Source organism: Streptomyces sp. 2A115, from assembly GCF_052245575.1.
Lineage (GTDB): Bacteria > Actinomycetota > Actinomycetes > Streptomycetales > Streptomycetaceae > Streptomyces.
On the sequence record NZ_JBQQCG010000014.1, the window covers coordinates 152,759 to 169,872 of the forward strand.

The 17,114-nt window shown below is 68.8% G+C and carries 10 protein-coding genes; 4 read left to right on the forward strand and 6 right to left on the reverse strand.

Annotation, left to right across the window (positions count from 1 at the left end):
- Positions 1 to 351: 351 nt before the first annotated feature.
- Positions 352 to 5,295, reverse strand: coding sequence for an NAD-glutamate dehydrogenase (locus ACTWQR_RS15305; protein WP_443227577.1), 4,944 nt, complete (start codon positions 5,293 to 5,295; stop codon positions 352 to 354).
- Positions 5,296 to 6,526: 1,231 nt separating this feature from the next.
- On the opposite strand from ACTWQR_RS15305, the gene ACTWQR_RS15310 reads away from it, so the two are divergent.
- Complete coding sequence (locus ACTWQR_RS15310) at positions 6,527 to 7,093, forward strand: DJ-1/PfpI family protein (RefSeq protein ID WP_443227578.1); 567 nt, start codon at positions 6,527 to 6,529, stop codon at positions 7,091 to 7,093.
- A gap of 346 nt (positions 7,094 to 7,439) precedes the next feature.
- Here the strand turns inward: ACTWQR_RS15310 and ACTWQR_RS15315 are convergent, their stop codons facing one another.
- Together ACTWQR_RS15315 and ACTWQR_RS15320 are read right to left on the reverse strand one after the other, a co-directional pair.
- Positions 7,440 to 8,105: an HAD family hydrolase gene (locus ACTWQR_RS15315; protein WP_443227579.1), complete on the reverse strand. Its 666-nt coding sequence runs from the start codon at positions 8,103 to 8,105 to the stop codon at positions 7,440 to 7,442.
- 161 nt (positions 8,106 to 8,266) lie between these two features.
- Positions 8,267 to 8,782: a DUF6912 family protein gene (locus tag ACTWQR_RS15320; protein ID WP_443227580.1), complete on the reverse strand. Its 516-nt coding sequence runs from the start codon at positions 8,780 to 8,782 to the stop codon at positions 8,267 to 8,269.
- Between the two features lie 342 nt (positions 8,783 to 9,124).
- On the opposite strand from ACTWQR_RS15320, the gene ACTWQR_RS15325 reads away from it, so the two are divergent.
- Positions 9,125 to 10,027, forward strand: coding sequence for an Rv3235 family protein (locus tag ACTWQR_RS15325; protein ID WP_443227581.1), 903 nt, complete (start codon positions 9,125 to 9,127; stop codon positions 10,025 to 10,027).
- 188 nt (positions 10,028 to 10,215) lie between these two features.
- Here the strand turns inward: ACTWQR_RS15325 and secA are convergent, their stop codons facing one another.
- Positions 10,216 to 13,026 (reverse strand): preprotein translocase subunit SecA, encoded by a 2,811-nt coding sequence (secA, locus tag ACTWQR_RS15330; protein ID WP_443227582.1) that lies wholly within the window; start codon positions 13,024 to 13,026, stop codon positions 10,216 to 10,218.
- Positions 13,027 to 13,259: 233 nt separating this feature from the next.
- Here secA and ACTWQR_RS15335 point away from each other — a divergent pair, with 233 nt between their 5' ends.
- Together ACTWQR_RS15335 and ACTWQR_RS15340 are read left to right on the forward strand one after the other, a co-directional pair.
- Entirely contained in the window at positions 13,260 to 13,835 is a 576-nt protein-coding gene (locus ACTWQR_RS15335; protein ID WP_443227583.1) for a GNAT family N-acetyltransferase, read from the forward strand.
- A 49-nt stretch (positions 13,836 to 13,884) separates the two neighbouring features.
- Positions 13,885 to 15,084 (forward strand): winged helix-turn-helix domain-containing protein, encoded by a 1,200-nt coding sequence (locus ACTWQR_RS15340; RefSeq protein ID WP_443227584.1) that lies wholly within the window; start codon positions 13,885 to 13,887, stop codon positions 15,082 to 15,084.
- Between the two features lie 129 nt (positions 15,085 to 15,213).
- On the opposite strand, the gene ACTWQR_RS15345 is transcribed toward ACTWQR_RS15340, so the two are convergent.
- Positions 15,214 to 15,960 carry a response regulator transcription factor gene (locus ACTWQR_RS15345; protein WP_328495985.1) on the reverse strand — a complete coding sequence of 249 codons (747 nt, stop codon included), beginning with the start codon at positions 15,958 to 15,960 and terminating at the stop codon, positions 15,214 to 15,216.
- Between the two features lie 206 nt (positions 15,961 to 16,166).
- Complete coding sequence (gene hpf, locus ACTWQR_RS15350; protein ID WP_443227585.1) at positions 16,167 to 16,859, reverse strand: ribosome hibernation-promoting factor, HPF/YfiA family; 693 nt, start codon at positions 16,857 to 16,859, stop codon at positions 16,167 to 16,169.
- Positions 16,860 to 17,114: the final 255 nt, after the last annotated feature.

Below are 17,114 nucleotides of genomic sequence, written 5' to 3' on the forward strand. Positions count from 1 at the left end.
TCGGCCCGCCTATGCAAGGTGGTCCACTTGGGGCCACTTGGGTAGATGTCGATGGAGGGGGATGGGTTGCTTGTCCAGCCTGTCCGGAGTTCACCTTCCAACCCGCCTGGCGTTCACCCACCAACCCGCCTGGCCTTTGCCCACCAACCCGCCCGGCCTTTGCCCACCAACCCGCCCGGCGTTTGAGGACGAGGCCGTCCAGGCCGAAAGGGGGGTCTGGGGGCGCAGCCCCCAGGGATGGGAATGGGTAGGGGCGGCGGGGGCGAAAAAACCGGCCGCGCTCACCCGCACACGACACACAAAAAAACGGGGGCGCCCAACCCAGGACGCCCCCATCCACGTACCGGCCTCCTACGAATGCGTACGCAACATCGTCCGCATCGTCCGCATCGCCACCGACAGATTCGCCAGGTCGAACGCCTCCGAGCTCTGGATCTCCTCCAGCGTCGTACGCGCCCGCCCGAGAATCGCCGCGTTCTTCTCCTCCCAGGCCTTGAAGCGCTGCTCCGGCGTGAAGGAGCCGTTGCCGGCGGCGAGAACGTCGGCGGTGAGGGCGGCGTGCGCCGCGTACAGGTCCTCCCGGATGGAGGCGCGGGCCATCGACTGCCAGCGGTCGGCGCGCGGCAGCTCGATGATGCGGTCCATGAGCTGGGCGATACGGAGGCGGTCGGCGAGGTCGTAGTAGACCTCGGCGACATCCATCGCGTCCTTGCCCATGCGGTCGCCCACCGCGACGATGTCGAGCGTCGGGAAGGCGGACGAGAACCCGGCCACACGCTGAGCCAGCTCGTCGGGCACCCCGGCATCCGTCAGCTCGTCGTAGATCCGCTGGTACCACTCCAGATCCGCGCCGCGCAGCAGCTTGGGCACCTCGGCCCAGACCCGCGTGACCCCGTCACTGAAGAAGTCGATCGTCTCGGCGAGCTGGATCGGCTGCGGCCGGTTGTTGAGCAGCCAGCGCGTACCGCGCTCGACGAGCCGCCGCGAGTGCAGCCGGATCCGGGTCTGGACGCCCGCGTCGACCTTGTTGTCGAGCCCTTCGACCGCGTCCCACACCGCGCTGGAGTTGAAGATCGCGCGGGCCGCGGTCTGCGCCCGGACGATCTCCTCCAGCGAGGCACCGGTCTCCTCGCGCAGCCGGTGCAGGAAGCTCGTACCGCCCGTGTTGACGGTGTCGTTGACCAGCACCGTCGTGACGATCTCGCGGCGCAGCGGGTGGTGGTCGATCTGCTCGGTGAACTCCGCGCGGAGCGCCGTCGGGAAGTACGCGTGCAGCAGGCTCCGCAGGTACGGGTCGTCGGGGAGCGACGTGTGCAGCAGCTCGTCGGCGACCGTGATCTTCGTGTAGGCGAGGAGGACGGCCGTCTCCGGCTGGGCCAGGCCGTGCCCGGTGTTCAGGCGCTCCCGGATCTGCCGCTCGGTGGGCAGGAACTCCAGCGCCCGGTTGAGGTGGCCCGCACGCACGAGATGCTTCAGGTAGCGGTGCTGGGCGTGGAGCATGCTCGGGGACTGGGCCTGCGCGTTGGAGAGCGCCACGTTCTGCGCGTAGTTGTTGCGCAGGACCAGCTGGCCGACCTCGTCGGTCATCTCGGCGAGCAGCTTGTTGCGCTGCTTGACCGTCATGTCGCCGTCCGCGACGACCGTGTTGAGCAGGATCTTGATGTTCACCTCGTGGTCGGAGGTGTCCACGCCCGCGCTGTTGTCGATCGCGTCGGTGTTGACCTTGCCGCCGGCCTGCGCGAACTCGATACGGCCGAGCTGGGTCAGCCCGAGGTTGCCGCCCTCGCCGACGACCTTGACCCGCAGGTCGGCGCCGTCCACGCGGATCGCGTCGTTGGCCTTGTCGCCGACGTCCGCGTGCGTCTCGGTCGACGCCTTCACGTACGTGCCGATGCCGCCGTTCCACAGCAGGTCGACCGGCGCCTTGAGGATCGCCCGCATCAGGTCGGCGGGGGTCATCTTGGCGATCTTGCCCTCGATGCCGAGGGCCTCGCGGATGTGGCTGTTGAGCTGGATGGCCTTGGCCGTACGGGGGAAGATGCCGCCGCCCTGCGACAGCAGCTCCTTGTTGTACTCGGCCCAGGACGAGCGCGGCAGCTCGAACAGGCGGCGGCGCTCGGCGTACGAGGTGGCCGCGTCCGGGCGCGGGTCGATGAAGATGTGCCGGTGGTCGAAGGCGGCGACCAGACGGATGTGCTCGCTGAGCAGCATGCCGTTGCCGAACACGTCGCCGGACATGTCGCCGACGCCGACGACGGTGAAGTCGTCGGTCTGCGTGTTCACGCCCAGCTCACGGAAGTGCCGCTCGACGGACTCCCAGGCGCCGCGGGCGGTGATGCCCATCTTCTTGTGGTCGTAGCCGGCCGAGCCGCCGGAGGCGAAGGCGTCCCCGAGCCAGAAGTTGTAGCTCTCGGCCACCCCGTTCGCGATGTCCGAGAACGTCGCGGTGCCCTTGTCGGCGGCGACGACGAGGTAGGTGTCGTCCTCGTCGTGCCGTACGACGTCGGCGGGCGGCACGACCTCGCCGGCCACCATGTTGTCGGTGATGTCGAGCAGCGCGGAGATGAAGGTCTTGTAGCTGCGGATGCCCTCGGCCAGCCAGGCGTCACGGTCCACGGCCGGGTCGGGCAGCTGCTTGGCGACGAAGCCGCCCTTGGCGCCGACCGGCACGATGACGGTGTTCTTCACCATCTGCGCCTTGACCAGACCGAGGATCTCGGTCCGGAAGTCCTCCCGTCGGTCGGACCAGCGCAGACCGCCTCGCGCTACCTTCCCGAACCGCAGGTGCACGCCCTCGACGCGCGGGGAGTACACCCAGATCTCGTACGCCGGACGCGGCGCCGGAAGGTCCGGCATGGCCTGCGGGTCGAACTTCATCGAGACGTACTCGTGCGGTTGGCCGCCCGCCGCCTCCTGGAAGAAGTTCGTGCGCAGGGTCGCCTTGATGACGGTGAGGAAGGACCTGAGGATCCGGTCCTCGTCGAGCGACGCGACCTGGTCGAGGGCGGCGTCCAGCTCCTCGAGGAGAGCGTCGGTCAGTTCCGTACCCGCCCGCTGCCGGTCCGGCGACATGCGTGCCTCGAAGAGGGAGATCAGCAGCCGGGTGGTGTGGACGTTGTTGCGGAGGGTGTCCTCCATGTAGTCCTGGCTGAAGGTCGAGCCGGCCTGGCGCAGGTACTTGGCGTACGCGCGCAGCACCATCGCCTGCCGCCAGTTCAGCCCGGCGCTCAGGACCAGGGAGTTGAAGCCGTCGTTCTCGGCCTGCCCGGTCCAGGTCGCCGAGAAGGCCTCCTGGAAGCGCTCGCGCCCGTCGTCGCCCAGGTAGTCGCCGTTGCCGCCGCCCTGCGCCCTGGGCATGCGCAGGCCGAAGTCGTAGATCCAGGCGGACGAACGGTCCGAGCAGCGCAGCTCGTACGGGCGCTCGTCGGTGACCTCGACGCCGAGCCGGCTGAGGACCGGCAGGACCGCGGAGAGGGAGACCGGCGCCCCGGTGCGGTAGATCTTGAAGCGGCGCTCGCCGGGACCGGCGCCCACCGGCTCGTACAGGCTGAGCGCGAAGTCCTTGTCGTCGCCGAGCTGCTCCAGGTGGACCAGGTCGGCGACCGCCGTACGCGGGTTGTGGTCGGCCTTGTAGCCCTCGGGGATGGCGTTCCCGTACCGGCGCAGCAGCTCGGCCGCGCGCTCCTCACCGCACTCGGCGTTCAGCGCCTCGGCGAAACCGTCGGCCCAGGAGCGGGCGGCCTCGACGAGCCGCGCTTCGATGCGCTCCTTGTCGGCGTCGCTGAGCTGCGGCAGCTCGGTGCCCTGCGGGACACGGACCACGAAGTGCAGCCGGGAGAGGATCGACTCGGTGTTCCAGGCCGTGAAGTCGACGCTGGTGCCGCCGAGTTCCTCCTTGAGGATGTCGATGATCCGCAGGCGTACGCCGGTGGTGTAGCGGTCGCGCGGGAGGTAGACGAGCGCCGAGTAGTAGCGCCCGTACTCGTCCTGCCGGAGGTAGAGCCGCAGCCGGCGCCGCTCTTGGAGGTAGAGCACGGAGGTGACGATCGACCGCAGCTCGTCGGTCGGCGTCTGGAAGAGCTCGTCGCGGGGGTACGTCTCCAGGATCTGCAGCAGATCGCGCCCGTCGTGGCTGTTGGGAGAGAACCCGGCGCCGCGGAGGACTTCCTGCACCTTGCGGCGGATGACGGGGACGCGGCGCACGGACTCCGTGTACGCGGCGGAGGAGAAGAGCCCGAGGAAACGGCGCTCGCCGACGACGTTGCCGTCGGCGTCGAACTTCTTCACGCCGACGTAGTCGAGGTAGGAGGGCCGGTGCACGGTGGCCCGGCTGTTCGCCTTGGTCAGGACCAGCAGCTTGTGCTCGCGGGCCTTGGCGCGGGCGTCCGCGGGCAGCCGCTCGAAGGACGGGCTGACCGGATGGCTCTCGTCGCTCGCGTGGTGCGGGTCGGACCGGAGAATACCGAGGCCGGTGCCGGGGACGGCGGCGAGCGAGTCGTCCTCGCGCAGCTCGTACTCCCGGAATCCGAGGAAGGTGAAGTGGTCGTCCGCGAGCCAGCGCAGCAGCTCTCGCGCCTCGTCGACCTCCTGGCCGCGCAGGTCGTCGGCGGTCGGCTCCTTCGGCAGCTCTTCGGCGATACGCAGCGCCGAGTCGCGCATCTTCTCCCAGTCCTCGACGGCCTCGCGGGCGTCGGACAGGACACGCAGCAGGTCGGCGGTGATCTGCTTCAGATCGGCGCGGTCGGTCTCGCGGTCGATCTCGACGTGGATCCAGGACTCGATGTGGGCGTCGTGGGGGAGGTCGCCGACGGCGGGCCGCGCGGGCAGGACCTCGACGAGCTTGCCGGTGAGGTCACGCCGTACGACGAACTGCGGGTGGATCACGACATGAATGCCGCGCCCCTGCCGGGACAGCTCATTGGTGACGGAATCGACAAGGAAGGGCATGTCGTCCGTCACCACCTCCACGACGGAGTGGCTGCAGGTCCAGCCGTTCTCCTCGACGGTCGGGGTGTGGACTCTTACGTTGGCCGTGCCCTGGGGGCGATTCTCGGCCAGCCGGTAGTGGGAGAAGGCGGCTCCGAAGACGTCGACCGGGTCACGGTCGGTGAGGTCCTCCGGGGCGGTGTGCAGGTAGTAGCGCTGGAGGAACGCGAGCACGGTGTCCCGGTCCGGGGTGCTCTCGTCCGTCTTCCCGGTCGGTAGGTGAAGGTGCCCCCCGACCGGGCTGTTCTCAGCTACCCGGGCGGCCCGTTCGAGCAGCTCGGCCTTGGCTTCGTCCAGCTTGGTCTGCATTGTCCTCTGGCTCCTGTCGCGCGCCGTTGCGTGACGTCGTAGAACGTGAAGTGACGTAGCGCCGCGACGCGGGGTGTCCGGTCTGATCCGACGCTATGCCGCGATGAGAGATGAGCGGGGCGTTATCGGCCATTGTTGGCGCGTCCGGAGGCTGTGACGCTGCTCTCGGTGCGCTCGTCCGTGCGCGTGCGCATGCGCATGCGCACGCGGTTGGGACTGGGGTTGGGGTTGGGGTTGGTGGTGGGGCTAGGGCTAGGGCTGGGGCTGCAGATGCGGTTGTGGTTGCACTTGCGCTCGCCCGCTCGCGGAGACCAGCGACTGCCCGGTCACGGATGTCGTCCGTGCGGTCCGGGCGCAGGGCAGGGGCGTAACCGCCCCCGCGACATATCGCGCTGATCACGGGACAAGGCTATCGCTCTGGACGGGGGCGCCGTCATGAGCCGCATGTGTACAAAAGCACGGGTGAGTTTTTGACAGTTTGCACAGGTGCTTCCGGCGATTGGGTGGTTGGGTGGTTTTTTGAGTGCGGGTTTGTGGGGGCTTGTCGCGCAGTTCCCCGCGCCCCTGGGTTGGATGTGGGGCGGGGACGTGCCGGGACATCCGAGCGCCACTCTGAGGTAGTCGGGTCAACCGGGAAGCGCGGCGCTCGGACATCCCGCCACGTCCCCTCACGCCGAAGGCCGAGTGCGGACGAGTGGGGGCCGAGGCCCCTTCAGGGGCGCGGGGAACTGCGCACCCAGCCCACGACGACCGGCACTTTACGAACCGACCTGAGACGCTTTCAGGGGCGCGGGGAACTGCGCGACCGGCCACTAACGGCCCGCACTGTACGAACCAACCTGAGACACCCACTTTCAGGGGCGCGGGGAACTGCGCGACCAGCCCCCACCCACCCGCAGCAAACACACCACCCCGAGCCACCCTCCAGGGCCGGGGGCCAGGGGCGGAGCCCCCCGTTTCGGGAAGGGGCGGGGTTGGGGAAAGGAAACCCTCGCCCCAAGCCCCGCACACCGTTCCCACCGGGCGCAGCCCACCCCACTCGGCGACCATGAAAGAAAGCACCCTTGCAAACACACCGGCCGGCCCCAGCCCAGGGACGAGCGCCGGCCCACCCCTCCCCCGTTCAACCAACCAACACACCCCGGAAACCCCACCGCCCAGCCCCTTGGCAAAGCCCCGCAGGGGAGGCACGTTGGGCGAGACGGAGTTACCGCGAGGGGAGCTGAGCGGCATGGCTGTCAAAATTCTGATCGTGACCGGAGACGCCGCGGAGTCACTGGAGGTCCTGTACCCGTACCAGCGCCTGCGCGAAGAGGGCTACGAAGTCCACATCGCGGCCCCCACCCGCAAGAAACTCCGTTTCGTCGTCCACGACTTCGAACCCGGCTTCGACACCTACACCGAGAAGCCCGGCTACACCTGGCCCGCCGACCTGGCCTTCTCGGAGGTCGACCCGGGCCAGTACGCCGCCCTCGTGATCCCCGGCGGCCGAGCCCCGGAGTACCTCCGCAACGACGCCGAACTCCGCAAGATCCTGAAGGCCTTCTTCGACACGGACAAGCCCATCGCCCAGATCTGCCACGGCCCTCTCCTGACCGCGGCGACAGACAGCCTCCGCGGCCGCCGCGTCACGGCCTACCCGGCCCTGGAACTCGACATGCAGGCCGCCGGCGCGACCTTCCAGGATGCCGAGGCCGTGGTCGACGGCATGCTGGTGTCGTCACGCGCCTGGCCGGACCACTCAGCCTGGATGCGCGAGTTCCTCACGGTGCTGCGAGCGAAGGCCCCGGTGACCTGAGTGAGCCCCAAGGGCCGGCCCGACCAAAGCGGCTGCGCAAGGGCCGGCCCAACGAAGGAAGTCACAAGGCCGACGACCTAGCCAAAGGGGACGCGGCCGAAGGGACGCGCGCCAAGGCCGCCGCCGAGCGGGGCACCCCTCCACTCAGCCGATCTACCCGGCTGACAGCTGCCCGGCTGATGGCTGCCTGGCTGACGGCTGCCCGGCCTGCCTCACGTTCCTTCACACCGCCCCAAGAGGGTCACCGCACGTCACGAGCTCCCACAGCTCGCAGCTACCAGCCCCAGCCCCAGCCCCCAACCTCCCGCTACCAGCTACCAGCCACAACAAAGATCAGAGAAGTGCCTCACGCCGCCAACCGCTCAGCCTCCTCCACCGCCTCCTCCAGGCTGTCCACCACCGGCACCCCGACCTCCTCAAGGCTGGCCCGGCTGTGCGACCCCCCGGTGTAGAGCACGGCCTGCGCCCCTACCCGCCGAGCCGCGATCGCGTCGTCCGCCGCGTCCCCGATCACCACCGTACGAGCGGGCTCCACCCCCGCCAGTGCCCCCACATGCCGCACCATGTGCTCGGCCTTGCTGCCCCCGGACGGCCCGGTCCGCCCGTCGACGCGTACGAAGTGCGACTCGATCCCGAATCCCCGTACCAAAGGGACGAGCTCGTCATGCCCGTACATGCTCAGAATCGATTGACTGCGACCGGCCGACCCCCACTCGGTGAGCAGCCCCGGCACCCCGTCCGTGAGTTCGCACCCCACCCGGTGCTCCACGTAGTACCTGTGGAAGGTCGCGTCCATGACCTCCCACTCCTCGTCCGTCGGCAGCCGCCCGATCAGCCGCTCGTAGAACCGCGGTACGGGTACGCAGTACAACTCCCGGTATCTCTCCAGCGTGATCGGCTCGATCCCCAGCTCGGCGAATGCCGCGTTCGTCGCCCCGATGATTGCCGCGTTGTCGTGGAACAGGGTCCCGTTCCAGTCCCAGACGATGTGTGCCGCTCCGAGCTTCCCCATACCAAAAAAGTACCCGCCCGCACTGACAACGCTGCAGCGAAGTCTCGACTCACGTCTCACCAGCGATGCGGCACGGCCGTCGAGCCCCACCGATGCCGGTGAGCGGGTACGCGGGTGAGGGGTACGCGGGTGAGCCGGTGACCAGATCAGCAGGTGACGGGTCAGTCGCCGAGCCCCACCAGGTTCGGAATCTCCTGCGTGGCGAACCACAGCAGCTCGTGGTCCTCGGCGCCGTCCACAACGAACTGCGCGTCGTCGTCACCCGCGTCCGCCGCCCCCAGCGCGTCCGCCGCCGCGGAGACGTCCGCCTCGGCATCGCCCGAGTCGACATGCACGGCCGCGGCTCTGGCCAGTGCCACGGCTCCGCCGACCCGTACCTCCCCGAGCGCGGAGGGATCGAGGCCCCGGTCGGGATCGGCGACGGCGGCCTTGTCCGGAACGTCGACGGCGACGACGACCCGCCGCCGCGACACCCCGGGGTCGAGCGCGATCAGCCGCAGGGAGGCGAGCGCGGCGCGGTTCAGCGCCGCGTACTCCAGCTCCTCGATGTCGTCGGACAGGTACCACTCACGCAGGGCGGGCGTGACGGCGTACGCGACAAAGGGCCCCGACCCCAGCTCGCCCGTCTTGTACGCCTCGGCGAGACCGGAGAGGGTCAGGGGGACGTAGACGCGCATGGCTGGCCACTTTCGTAGTCGGAGGGCTCCGAGGGGGCGCCGGTTCCGCGCCTCCCGGGACGGTCTTCAGGATACGTGCGGTGTCCCCTTTCGGGTCCGGGGCGCCCCCTCCGAAGGCGTCCACCACCGACCCCGCAGGTCACCCGGTACACCCCAGCCCCGCCAAGCCCCGCACACTCCCCCGTCACCCTGATAGGTGAACATTCCGGCCGCCCCGACACGCGCCAAGCGTCCTTGCCGCCGCCCGCCCCGGCCTCGTACAAGATCCCCAACGGAAAGTTACTGACCGGTATCAGCCGGTCCGACCGAACGGGGCCCGCCGTGAACAAAGTGATGACCAGGATGAACCGCACCCCAGGCACCCGCCCACCTGCCCGCCACGACACCCGCCGCCCCGGCGGAACCACTCCACGTACGACACCGGGAGGAACCGCGCCCAGCACGCCACGCGGCACCACCACATCCACAACCGACACCACAGCGGGCGGGACGGCACCCGTCACGACCGCACCCGTCACGACCCACGGCGGAGCCGCACCCGGCACGGCTCCGCGCAGCAACCCGGCCGGCACAACCCGCGGCGGCGCGCCCGGCACAGTACGGAACGCGAGCGCGCCCCGTACGGCCCCGCGTGGCGGCCGCCCGCCGACGGCACCGGCTCCTGGCAGCGGCCCCTCACGTAGGGCGGCGGGCGGCGGCTCTTCACGAACCGTGCCGCGCGGCGGCTCTTCACGAACCGTGCCAGGCGGGGCTGCCCGAACCTCGCCTGGCGGTAGCCCGCCGCCCCTGACCCTCTCGGCGGCCGCGTCCGGAGTCACGCCCCGCACTGCCCACCATCAGCCCCCTCAGCCCACAGCCCTCGCTGAGAGCCCTCTCAGGACACTCCCGCAGCCCTCGCGACCCCAGCCCCGTCCCACCGACGTCTTCGCCGACCGTCTCCTCGCCGTCCTGAGCGGTCAGCGTCCCGTCCACTGCATGCTCCGGCACACAGCGGGCCGTGCGTACGACGAGCTGGCCTGGCTCGCCGAACGCGGCCCCCTCCGCGCCCGCGGCACTCGTCCGGTCGTCCGCGACATCGGCTACTACGTCCCCCGACAAGGCGCCATCGAGGCCTTCGCCCGCATCGGCGCGGGCGATCAGCTCCGCGCCATGGCCTTCCGCCTGGAAAGGGGCACGGACCTCCGTTGGCGCTGCACGGCGGTGGAACTGGGCGGCGCCCGCATGCCACGCACCGACGACGACTGATCCGTACTCCCCACCACCGAGGCGCCCCTGAGGGGCGTGGGGAACCGCGCGACCAGCCCCCCACCCACCCGCAGCTGAACCCCATGCCCCCGACAACACAAAGGGCCGGGCACCCCAAGGTGCCCGGCCCTTCACAACTCGCCCTCACTCGGACCCGCTCAACCTGCTCAACCCAGCGGAGCGAACCGTCACTTCTTGCGGCGACGGCCGCCCTTCTGCTGCTTACGGCGCTCCGCGCGCGTGAGGCCGTCGGACTCGGAGCGCACCGGCTCCTCGTCGCTGGCGAAGTCGCCCTCGACGATGCCGCCCTCACCGTCCACGGTCGGCGCGGAGAAGTGCAGCCGGTCCGGCCGCTGCGGAGCGTCGAGGCCCTTGGCCCGGATCTCCGGACGCGACGCGCCCGCCGGAACCGCGTCCTGCTTGTCGAGCGACGGCTTCGCGTCCTCGACAGGGACCTCCTCGACCTGCTGCTCGACCTGGACCTCCAGGTTGAACAGGTAGCCGACGGACTCCTCCTTGATGCCGTCCATCATGGCGTTGAACATGTCGAAGCCCTCACGCTGGTACTCGACCAACGGGTCCTTCTGGGCCATCGCGCGCAGGCCGATGCCCTCCTGGAGGTAGTCCATCTCGTAGAGGTGCTCGCGCCACTTGCGGTCGAGGACCGACAGCACGACCCGACGCTCCAGCTCACGCATGATCTCGGAGCCGAGCTGCTCCTCGCGCGCCGCGTACTGGTCGTGGACGTCGTCCTTGATGGACTCCGAGATGAACTCCGCGGTGAGACCCGCGCGGTCGCCCGCGGTCTCCTCCAACTCCTCGACGGTGACCTTCACCGGGTAGAGCTGCTTGAAGGCGCCCCACAGCCGGTCCAGGTCCCACTCCTCGGCGAAGCCCTCGGCGGTCTCCGCGTCGATGTACGCGTCGATCGTGTCGTCCATGAAGTGCTGGATCTGCTCCTGCAGGTCCTCGCCCTCCAGGACGCGGCGGCGTTCGCCGTAGATGACCTCGCGCTGCCGGTTGAGGACCTCGTCGTACTTGAGGACGTTCTTCCGGGTCTCGAAGTTCTGCGTCTCGACCTGCGACTGGGCGGACGCGATGGCACGGGTGACCATCTTGTTCTCGATCGGCACGTCGTCGGGAACGTTCGCCATCGACATGACGCGCTCGACCATCTGGGCCTTGAAGAGCCTCATCAGGTCGTCACCCAGGGACAGGTAGAAGCGGGACTCGCCCGGGTCGCCCTGACGGCCGGAGCGACCGCGCAGCTGGTTGTCGATACGCCGCGACTCGTGCCGCTCGGTGCCGAGGACGTAGAGCCCGCCGAGTTCCTTGACCTCCTCGAACTCCGTCTTCACCGCCTTCTCGGCCCGCTCCAGGGCGGCCGGCAGCGCCGCGGCCCACTCCTCGATGTGCTCCTCGGGATCGAGGCCGCGCTGGCGCAGCTCCGCCTCGGCGAGGTCGTCGGGGTTGCCGCCGAGCTTGATGTCCGTACCACGGCCGGCCATGTTCGTCGCGACCGTCACGGCGCCCTTGCGGCCGGCCTGGGCGACGATCGTCGCCTCGCGGTCGTGCTGCTTCGCGTTCAGCACTTCGTGCTGAATGCCCCGCTTGCTCAGCTGCTGCGAGAGGTACTCGGACTTCTCGACGGACGTCGTGCCGACGAGGATCGGCTGGCCCTTCTCGTGCTTCTCGGCGATGTCGTCGACCACCGCGTCGAACTTGGCGACCTCTGTGCGGTAGATCAGGTCCGACTGGTCCTTACGGACCATGGGCATGTTGGTCGGGATCGGGACGACACCGAGCTTGTAGATCTGGTGGAACTCGGCGGCCTCGGTCATCGCCGTACCGGTCATGCCGGAGAGCTTGGAGTAGAGGCGGAAGAAGTTCTGCAGGGTGATCGTGGCGAGCGTCTGGTTCTCGTCCTTGATGTCCACCCCTTCCTTCGCCTCGATCGCCTGGTGCATGCCCTCGTTGTAGCGGCGGCCGGCGAGGATACGGCCGGTGTGCTCGTCGACGATCATGACTTCGCCGTCGATGACGACGTAGTCCTTGTCCTTCTTGAAGAGCTCTTTTGCCTTGATGGCGTTGTTCAGGTAGCCCACCAGAGGCGTGTTCACCGACTCGTAGAGGTTGTCGATGCCCAGCCAGTCCTCGACCTTGGCGACACCGGGCTCGTGGATGGCGACCGTGCGCTTCTTCTCGTCGACCTCGTAGTCGCCGGTCTCCTCGATGCCCTTGAGGGTGTTGCCCGCCTCGCCCTTCTTCAGGCGCGTGACGAGCTTCGCGAAGTCGCCGTACCACTTGGTGGCCTGGTCGGCCGGGCCGGAGATGATCAGCGGCGTACGGGCCTCGTCCACGAGGATCGAGTCGACCTCGTCGACGATCGCGTAGTTGTGGCCGCGCTGCACCAGCTCGTCCTGCGACCACGCCATGTTGTCGCGCAGGTAGTCGAAGCCGAACTCGTTGTTCGTGCCGTACGTGATGTCGCACGCGTACTGCTCGCGGCGCTGAGCCGGCGTCATGTTGGCGAGGATGCAGCCGACGCTCAGGCCCAGGAACTTGTGGACGCGACCCATCATCTCGGAGTCGCGCTCGGCCAGGTAGTCGTTGACCGTGATGAGGTGGACGCCGTCTCCGGAGAGGGCGTTCAGATACGCGGGCAGCGTGCCGACCAGGGTCTTGCCCTCACCGGTCTTCATCTCGGCGACATAGCCGAGGTGCAGCGCTGCGCCGCCCATCATCTGCACGTCGTAGTGGCGCTGGCCCAGCGTGCGCTTGGCGGCCTCGCGGACGGTCGCGAACGCCTCGGGGAGCAGGTCGTCGAGGCTCTCGCCGTCGGCGTACCGCTGCTTGTACTCATCGGTCAGGGCTCGCAGCTCGGCGTCGGAGAGGTCAACGAAGTCCTCTTCGATGGAGTTGACCTGGTCCGCGATGCGGTGCAGCTTGCGCAGGATCTTTCCTTCGCCTGCACGCATGATCTTCGAGAGGACGGACACGGGGGTTTGTCTCCTTGCCGGTCGGGCCTGGGACGGTCGGTTTCAAATGACAGCTTGAGCAACGGCCATCGTAAGCGAGGACCCGCCTGCGCCGGGAGGTCTGCATGGGACAGCCACTAGGACAACGGACGGAGGTTGCGGAAGGTGCCGCACCTGCGCTACGAAACGTAACCACCGCCTCACCCAGCGCGAAAGTGATGGCTTCCTTACCGAAGCCCGAGCAGAATCGGCCGATGGACCCCGTCACGCTGACCTCCGAACGACTCCTGCTGCGCACTGTGGGAGCGCACGACACCGACGCCGTGTACGACGCCGCCCAGGACCCGGACATCCAGCGTTGGACCACGATCCCGTCGCCCTATCTGCGCGAGCACGCGGCGGGCTTCACCGAGCAGATGGTGCCCGACGGCTGGGCGGACAGCTCCATGTTCACGTTCGGTGTCTTCCTGCCGGTCGGCGGCGAACTCGCCGGCATGCTCGGCATCACGATGCGCTCCCTGGGCGTCGGCGAGGTCGGCTTCTGGGCGACGAAGGAACACCGCGGGAACGGCTACATCACCGAGGCCACGCTCGCCGCCTCCCACTGGGCGTTCACCCAGCTCGCGATCGACCGCGTCGAGTGGCGTGCCGAAGTGGGCAACGTGGGCTCCCGCGCGGTGGCCGAACGCGCCGGTTTCACCATCGAGGGCACGCTGCGTTCCGGCATCAACAACAAGGGCGTACGCCGCGACTGCTGGGTCGGCTCCCTGCTCCCGTCGGACCTCGGGCTGCCGTCGACAGCGCCCTACCTCCCCGCTCACGGGGCGTGATCGCGCAGGTCAGGACCGATTGTCAGTGGCACCCCCTATCGTGCGGGCCATGACGAGTCTGCCGCGCCCCACCGCCGAACTCTCCGCCGACGAGGCCCGTCGCATCGCGCTGCGCGCACAGGGATTCCTGGGCGCCCCCGACCGCAAGGGCGGCGTCCGGGGCGTGCTGCGACACCTGGGCGCGGTCCAACTCGACACGATCTCGGTCCTCGCCCGCTCCCACGAGCTCATTCCGTACGCCCGTCTCGGCGCCGTCGGCCGCAAGACGGTGGACCGCGCGTACTGGACGGCAGCGTCCGTGGGTGCTCCGGCACAACCCCATGCCTTCGAGTACTGGTCCCACGCCGCCTGCATCCTCCCCATCGAGGAGTGGCCGCACTTCGCCTTCCGCCGCCGCGCCTACCGCGCCCGGCCGCACTGGAACCACCAGCTGCCCGACGGGACGTACGACCAGGTCATCAAGCAACTGAAGGCCGAAGGCCCGCTCACGGCCACCGACTTGGGCGGCGCGAAGAAGACCAGCGAGTGGTGGGACTGGTCGGGCACGAAGGTCGCCGTCGAGCGCGCGTTGATGTACGGCGAGGTGGTGTGCACGGAGCGCCGCGGCTGGAAGCGGGTGTACGACCTCGCCGAGCGCGCGATCCCGGACGCCCTGCTCCACGACGAGCTGGACGACACGGAGTGCCTGCGCCGCCTCGTCCGGCTCGCGGGCCAGTCCCTGGGCGTCGGCACACGCGCGGACATCGCCGACTATCACCGCCTCAAGGGCGACCAGGTGGAGGCGGTGATAGCTGACTCGGGCCTGGTCCCGGTGACCGTGGATGGCTGGTCCAAGCCCGCCTGGGCAGATCCGGCGGCCCTGGAGACGGCACCACGCGGCCGCCACCGTACGACGCTGCTGTCGCCGTTCGACTCACTGATCTGGGAGCGGGCGCGCACGGAGCGCATCTTCGGCTTCACCCATCGTCTGGAGGCCTACGTCCCCAAGCCGAAGCGGGTGTACGGCTATTTCGCGATGCCGGTCCTGTCCGGCGGCCACCTGGTCGGCCGCGTGGACCCCGCCCGCGAGGGCAACACCCTGGTGGCCAGGCAGGTCACCCTGAACGGCCCCAAGGCCGTTCCTGCGGTGGCCCAGGCCCTGGTAGAGGCAGCGAGCTGGGTCGACTGCACGGACGTACGGGTGGAGCGTGTGGACGCCCCGGAACTGCGAGACGCTCTTACGGCGGAGCTGGCCCGCGCACTCGTGTAACCGGACGCAAGGTGGGCCGAGCCCCAATAGGGGCGCGGGGAACTGCGCGACCAGCCACAAGCGACCCGCAGCCACAACCGCTCCTCCCGCGGAGCGCATCGTGGAGCGGTGGTCATCGTGGAGCGGTGGTCAGCGAATCTCGAGGATCTTCTCCCGCATGGCATACACCACGGCCTCCATCCTGGAGTGCAGCTGCAGCTTCTCCAGGATGTTGCGCACATGGTTCTTCACGGTGTTCTCGGAGATGAACAACTCCTTGGCGATATCCCGGTTGTTCATCCCCGTGGCGACGAGCTTGAGAACCTCCAGCTCACGTTCCGTGAGCCGCGGCGCCGGCACCAGCCGACGCTCATCCGTGCGCTGGATCATCGACTTGAACTCGGTGAGCAGCTTCGACGCCATCGAGGGGCTGATCTGCGACTGGCCGTCCGCGACCGCGCGAATGGCCGTGGCCACCTCGTCCGTGGAGATCTCCTTGAGGAGATAACCGGTCGCCCCCGCCTTGATCGCGTCGTAGAGGTCGGCCTCCTCGTCGCTGATCGTCAGCATGATGATCTTCGCGCTCGGGGCGACCTCCTTGATCGAGGTGCACGCCTCGATCCCGCCGCGCTTCGGCATCCGTACATCCATCAGCACGATGTCGGGCAGTAGATCGGCGGCCTTGTCGACCGCCTCGGCGCCGTCGCCCGCCTCGCCGACGACCTGGATGTCCTCCTCGGCGGCGAGCACGATCTCCAGGCCGCGACGGAAGAGGGCGTGGTCGTCCACAACAAGGACCCTGATCGGTTCCTTGCGTGACGAGCCCGCGTCCGGTCCCATGCCGACGACGCCGTCGTCGGCATCCTCGTCACGCATCGGTCCGAAGCTGTCCGCCATGGTTCCTCCCCCTGAAGGCCGTGGCCTGTGTTCCTGTGCCATCGCCAACCCAAGGCAACGGCCCACCGGTTGAGGCCGGTACGGCCATGATTTCATGCCCGGACGACAACGAGATGACAGAGCGGGCCGTGAAGGGGTCGCACACGGGTGCCCCTGGGGGCGCACAGGCACTCCAGGGGCACCGGCTCAGCGCTCTCCGGGCACGGTCAGCCGCCGAGCGCCCCGCCTGCCGGGGACCGTTGCGCCTGGGCGACCATCGGGTCCGTGCTGAGGTGGATGACGCCGTAGTCGTACGCGTGCCGCCGGTAGACGACACTCGGCTCCTTGGTCTCGGAGTCGACGAACAGATAGAAGTCGTGCCCGACCAGCTCCATCTCGTAGAGCGCCTGGTCGAGCGTCATCGGGGACGCGACGTGGGTCTTCTCACGGACGACGAGGGGGCCTTCGCCCTTCACCTCGAGCGAGCCGATCTTCTTTGTCGGCACCGCCACGGGCTCTTCCTCGTGGACGATGCTGCCGTTCCCGTTCAGCGTTGCCGCCCCCGGGACATGGTCGGCGACCTCGGAAGCCGAGATCCTGCGGGCGCCGCGGCGCGTGTGCCGCTTGTCGTGCTGCTTGCGCAGCCGCGCCTCGAGCTTGTCGGTCGCCAGGTCGAGCGCCGCGTACGGATCACTTGCCGCCGCCTCCGCACGGATCACCGGACCGCGGGAGTGAAGTGTGATCTCCACTCGGTCTGAGCGGTCGGCCTGTCGGGGGTTCGGCTCCTTGGACACCTCGACGTCGAGGCTGATCACCTTGCCATCGAGCTTCTGGATCTTCTCCAGCTTCAGCTTCTCGGCCACGTGCTTGCGGAACCGCTCGGGCACCTCTGTCTTGCGGCCCTTGACGACGATGTCCACGCAGAACTCCGTTCCCGGATCACTCCGCATCGATGGCGGAGCATCTCCCTTTTGCACCAGGCCCCAGCAAGTCCCGGGGCCTCGGACTTGGTGACTTCCACCTCCTCCTCCCCCGCGGGCAAGATCTCCACCCACCGTCATGGGTGATTGCGGAAAACCACGACATGGCATTCCGATATGAGAGGTACGGCGTCCGCCATTCCCTCACAACCGAACATATCTCGCCCGGACGGATGTCGTCACCCTCTACTGCAA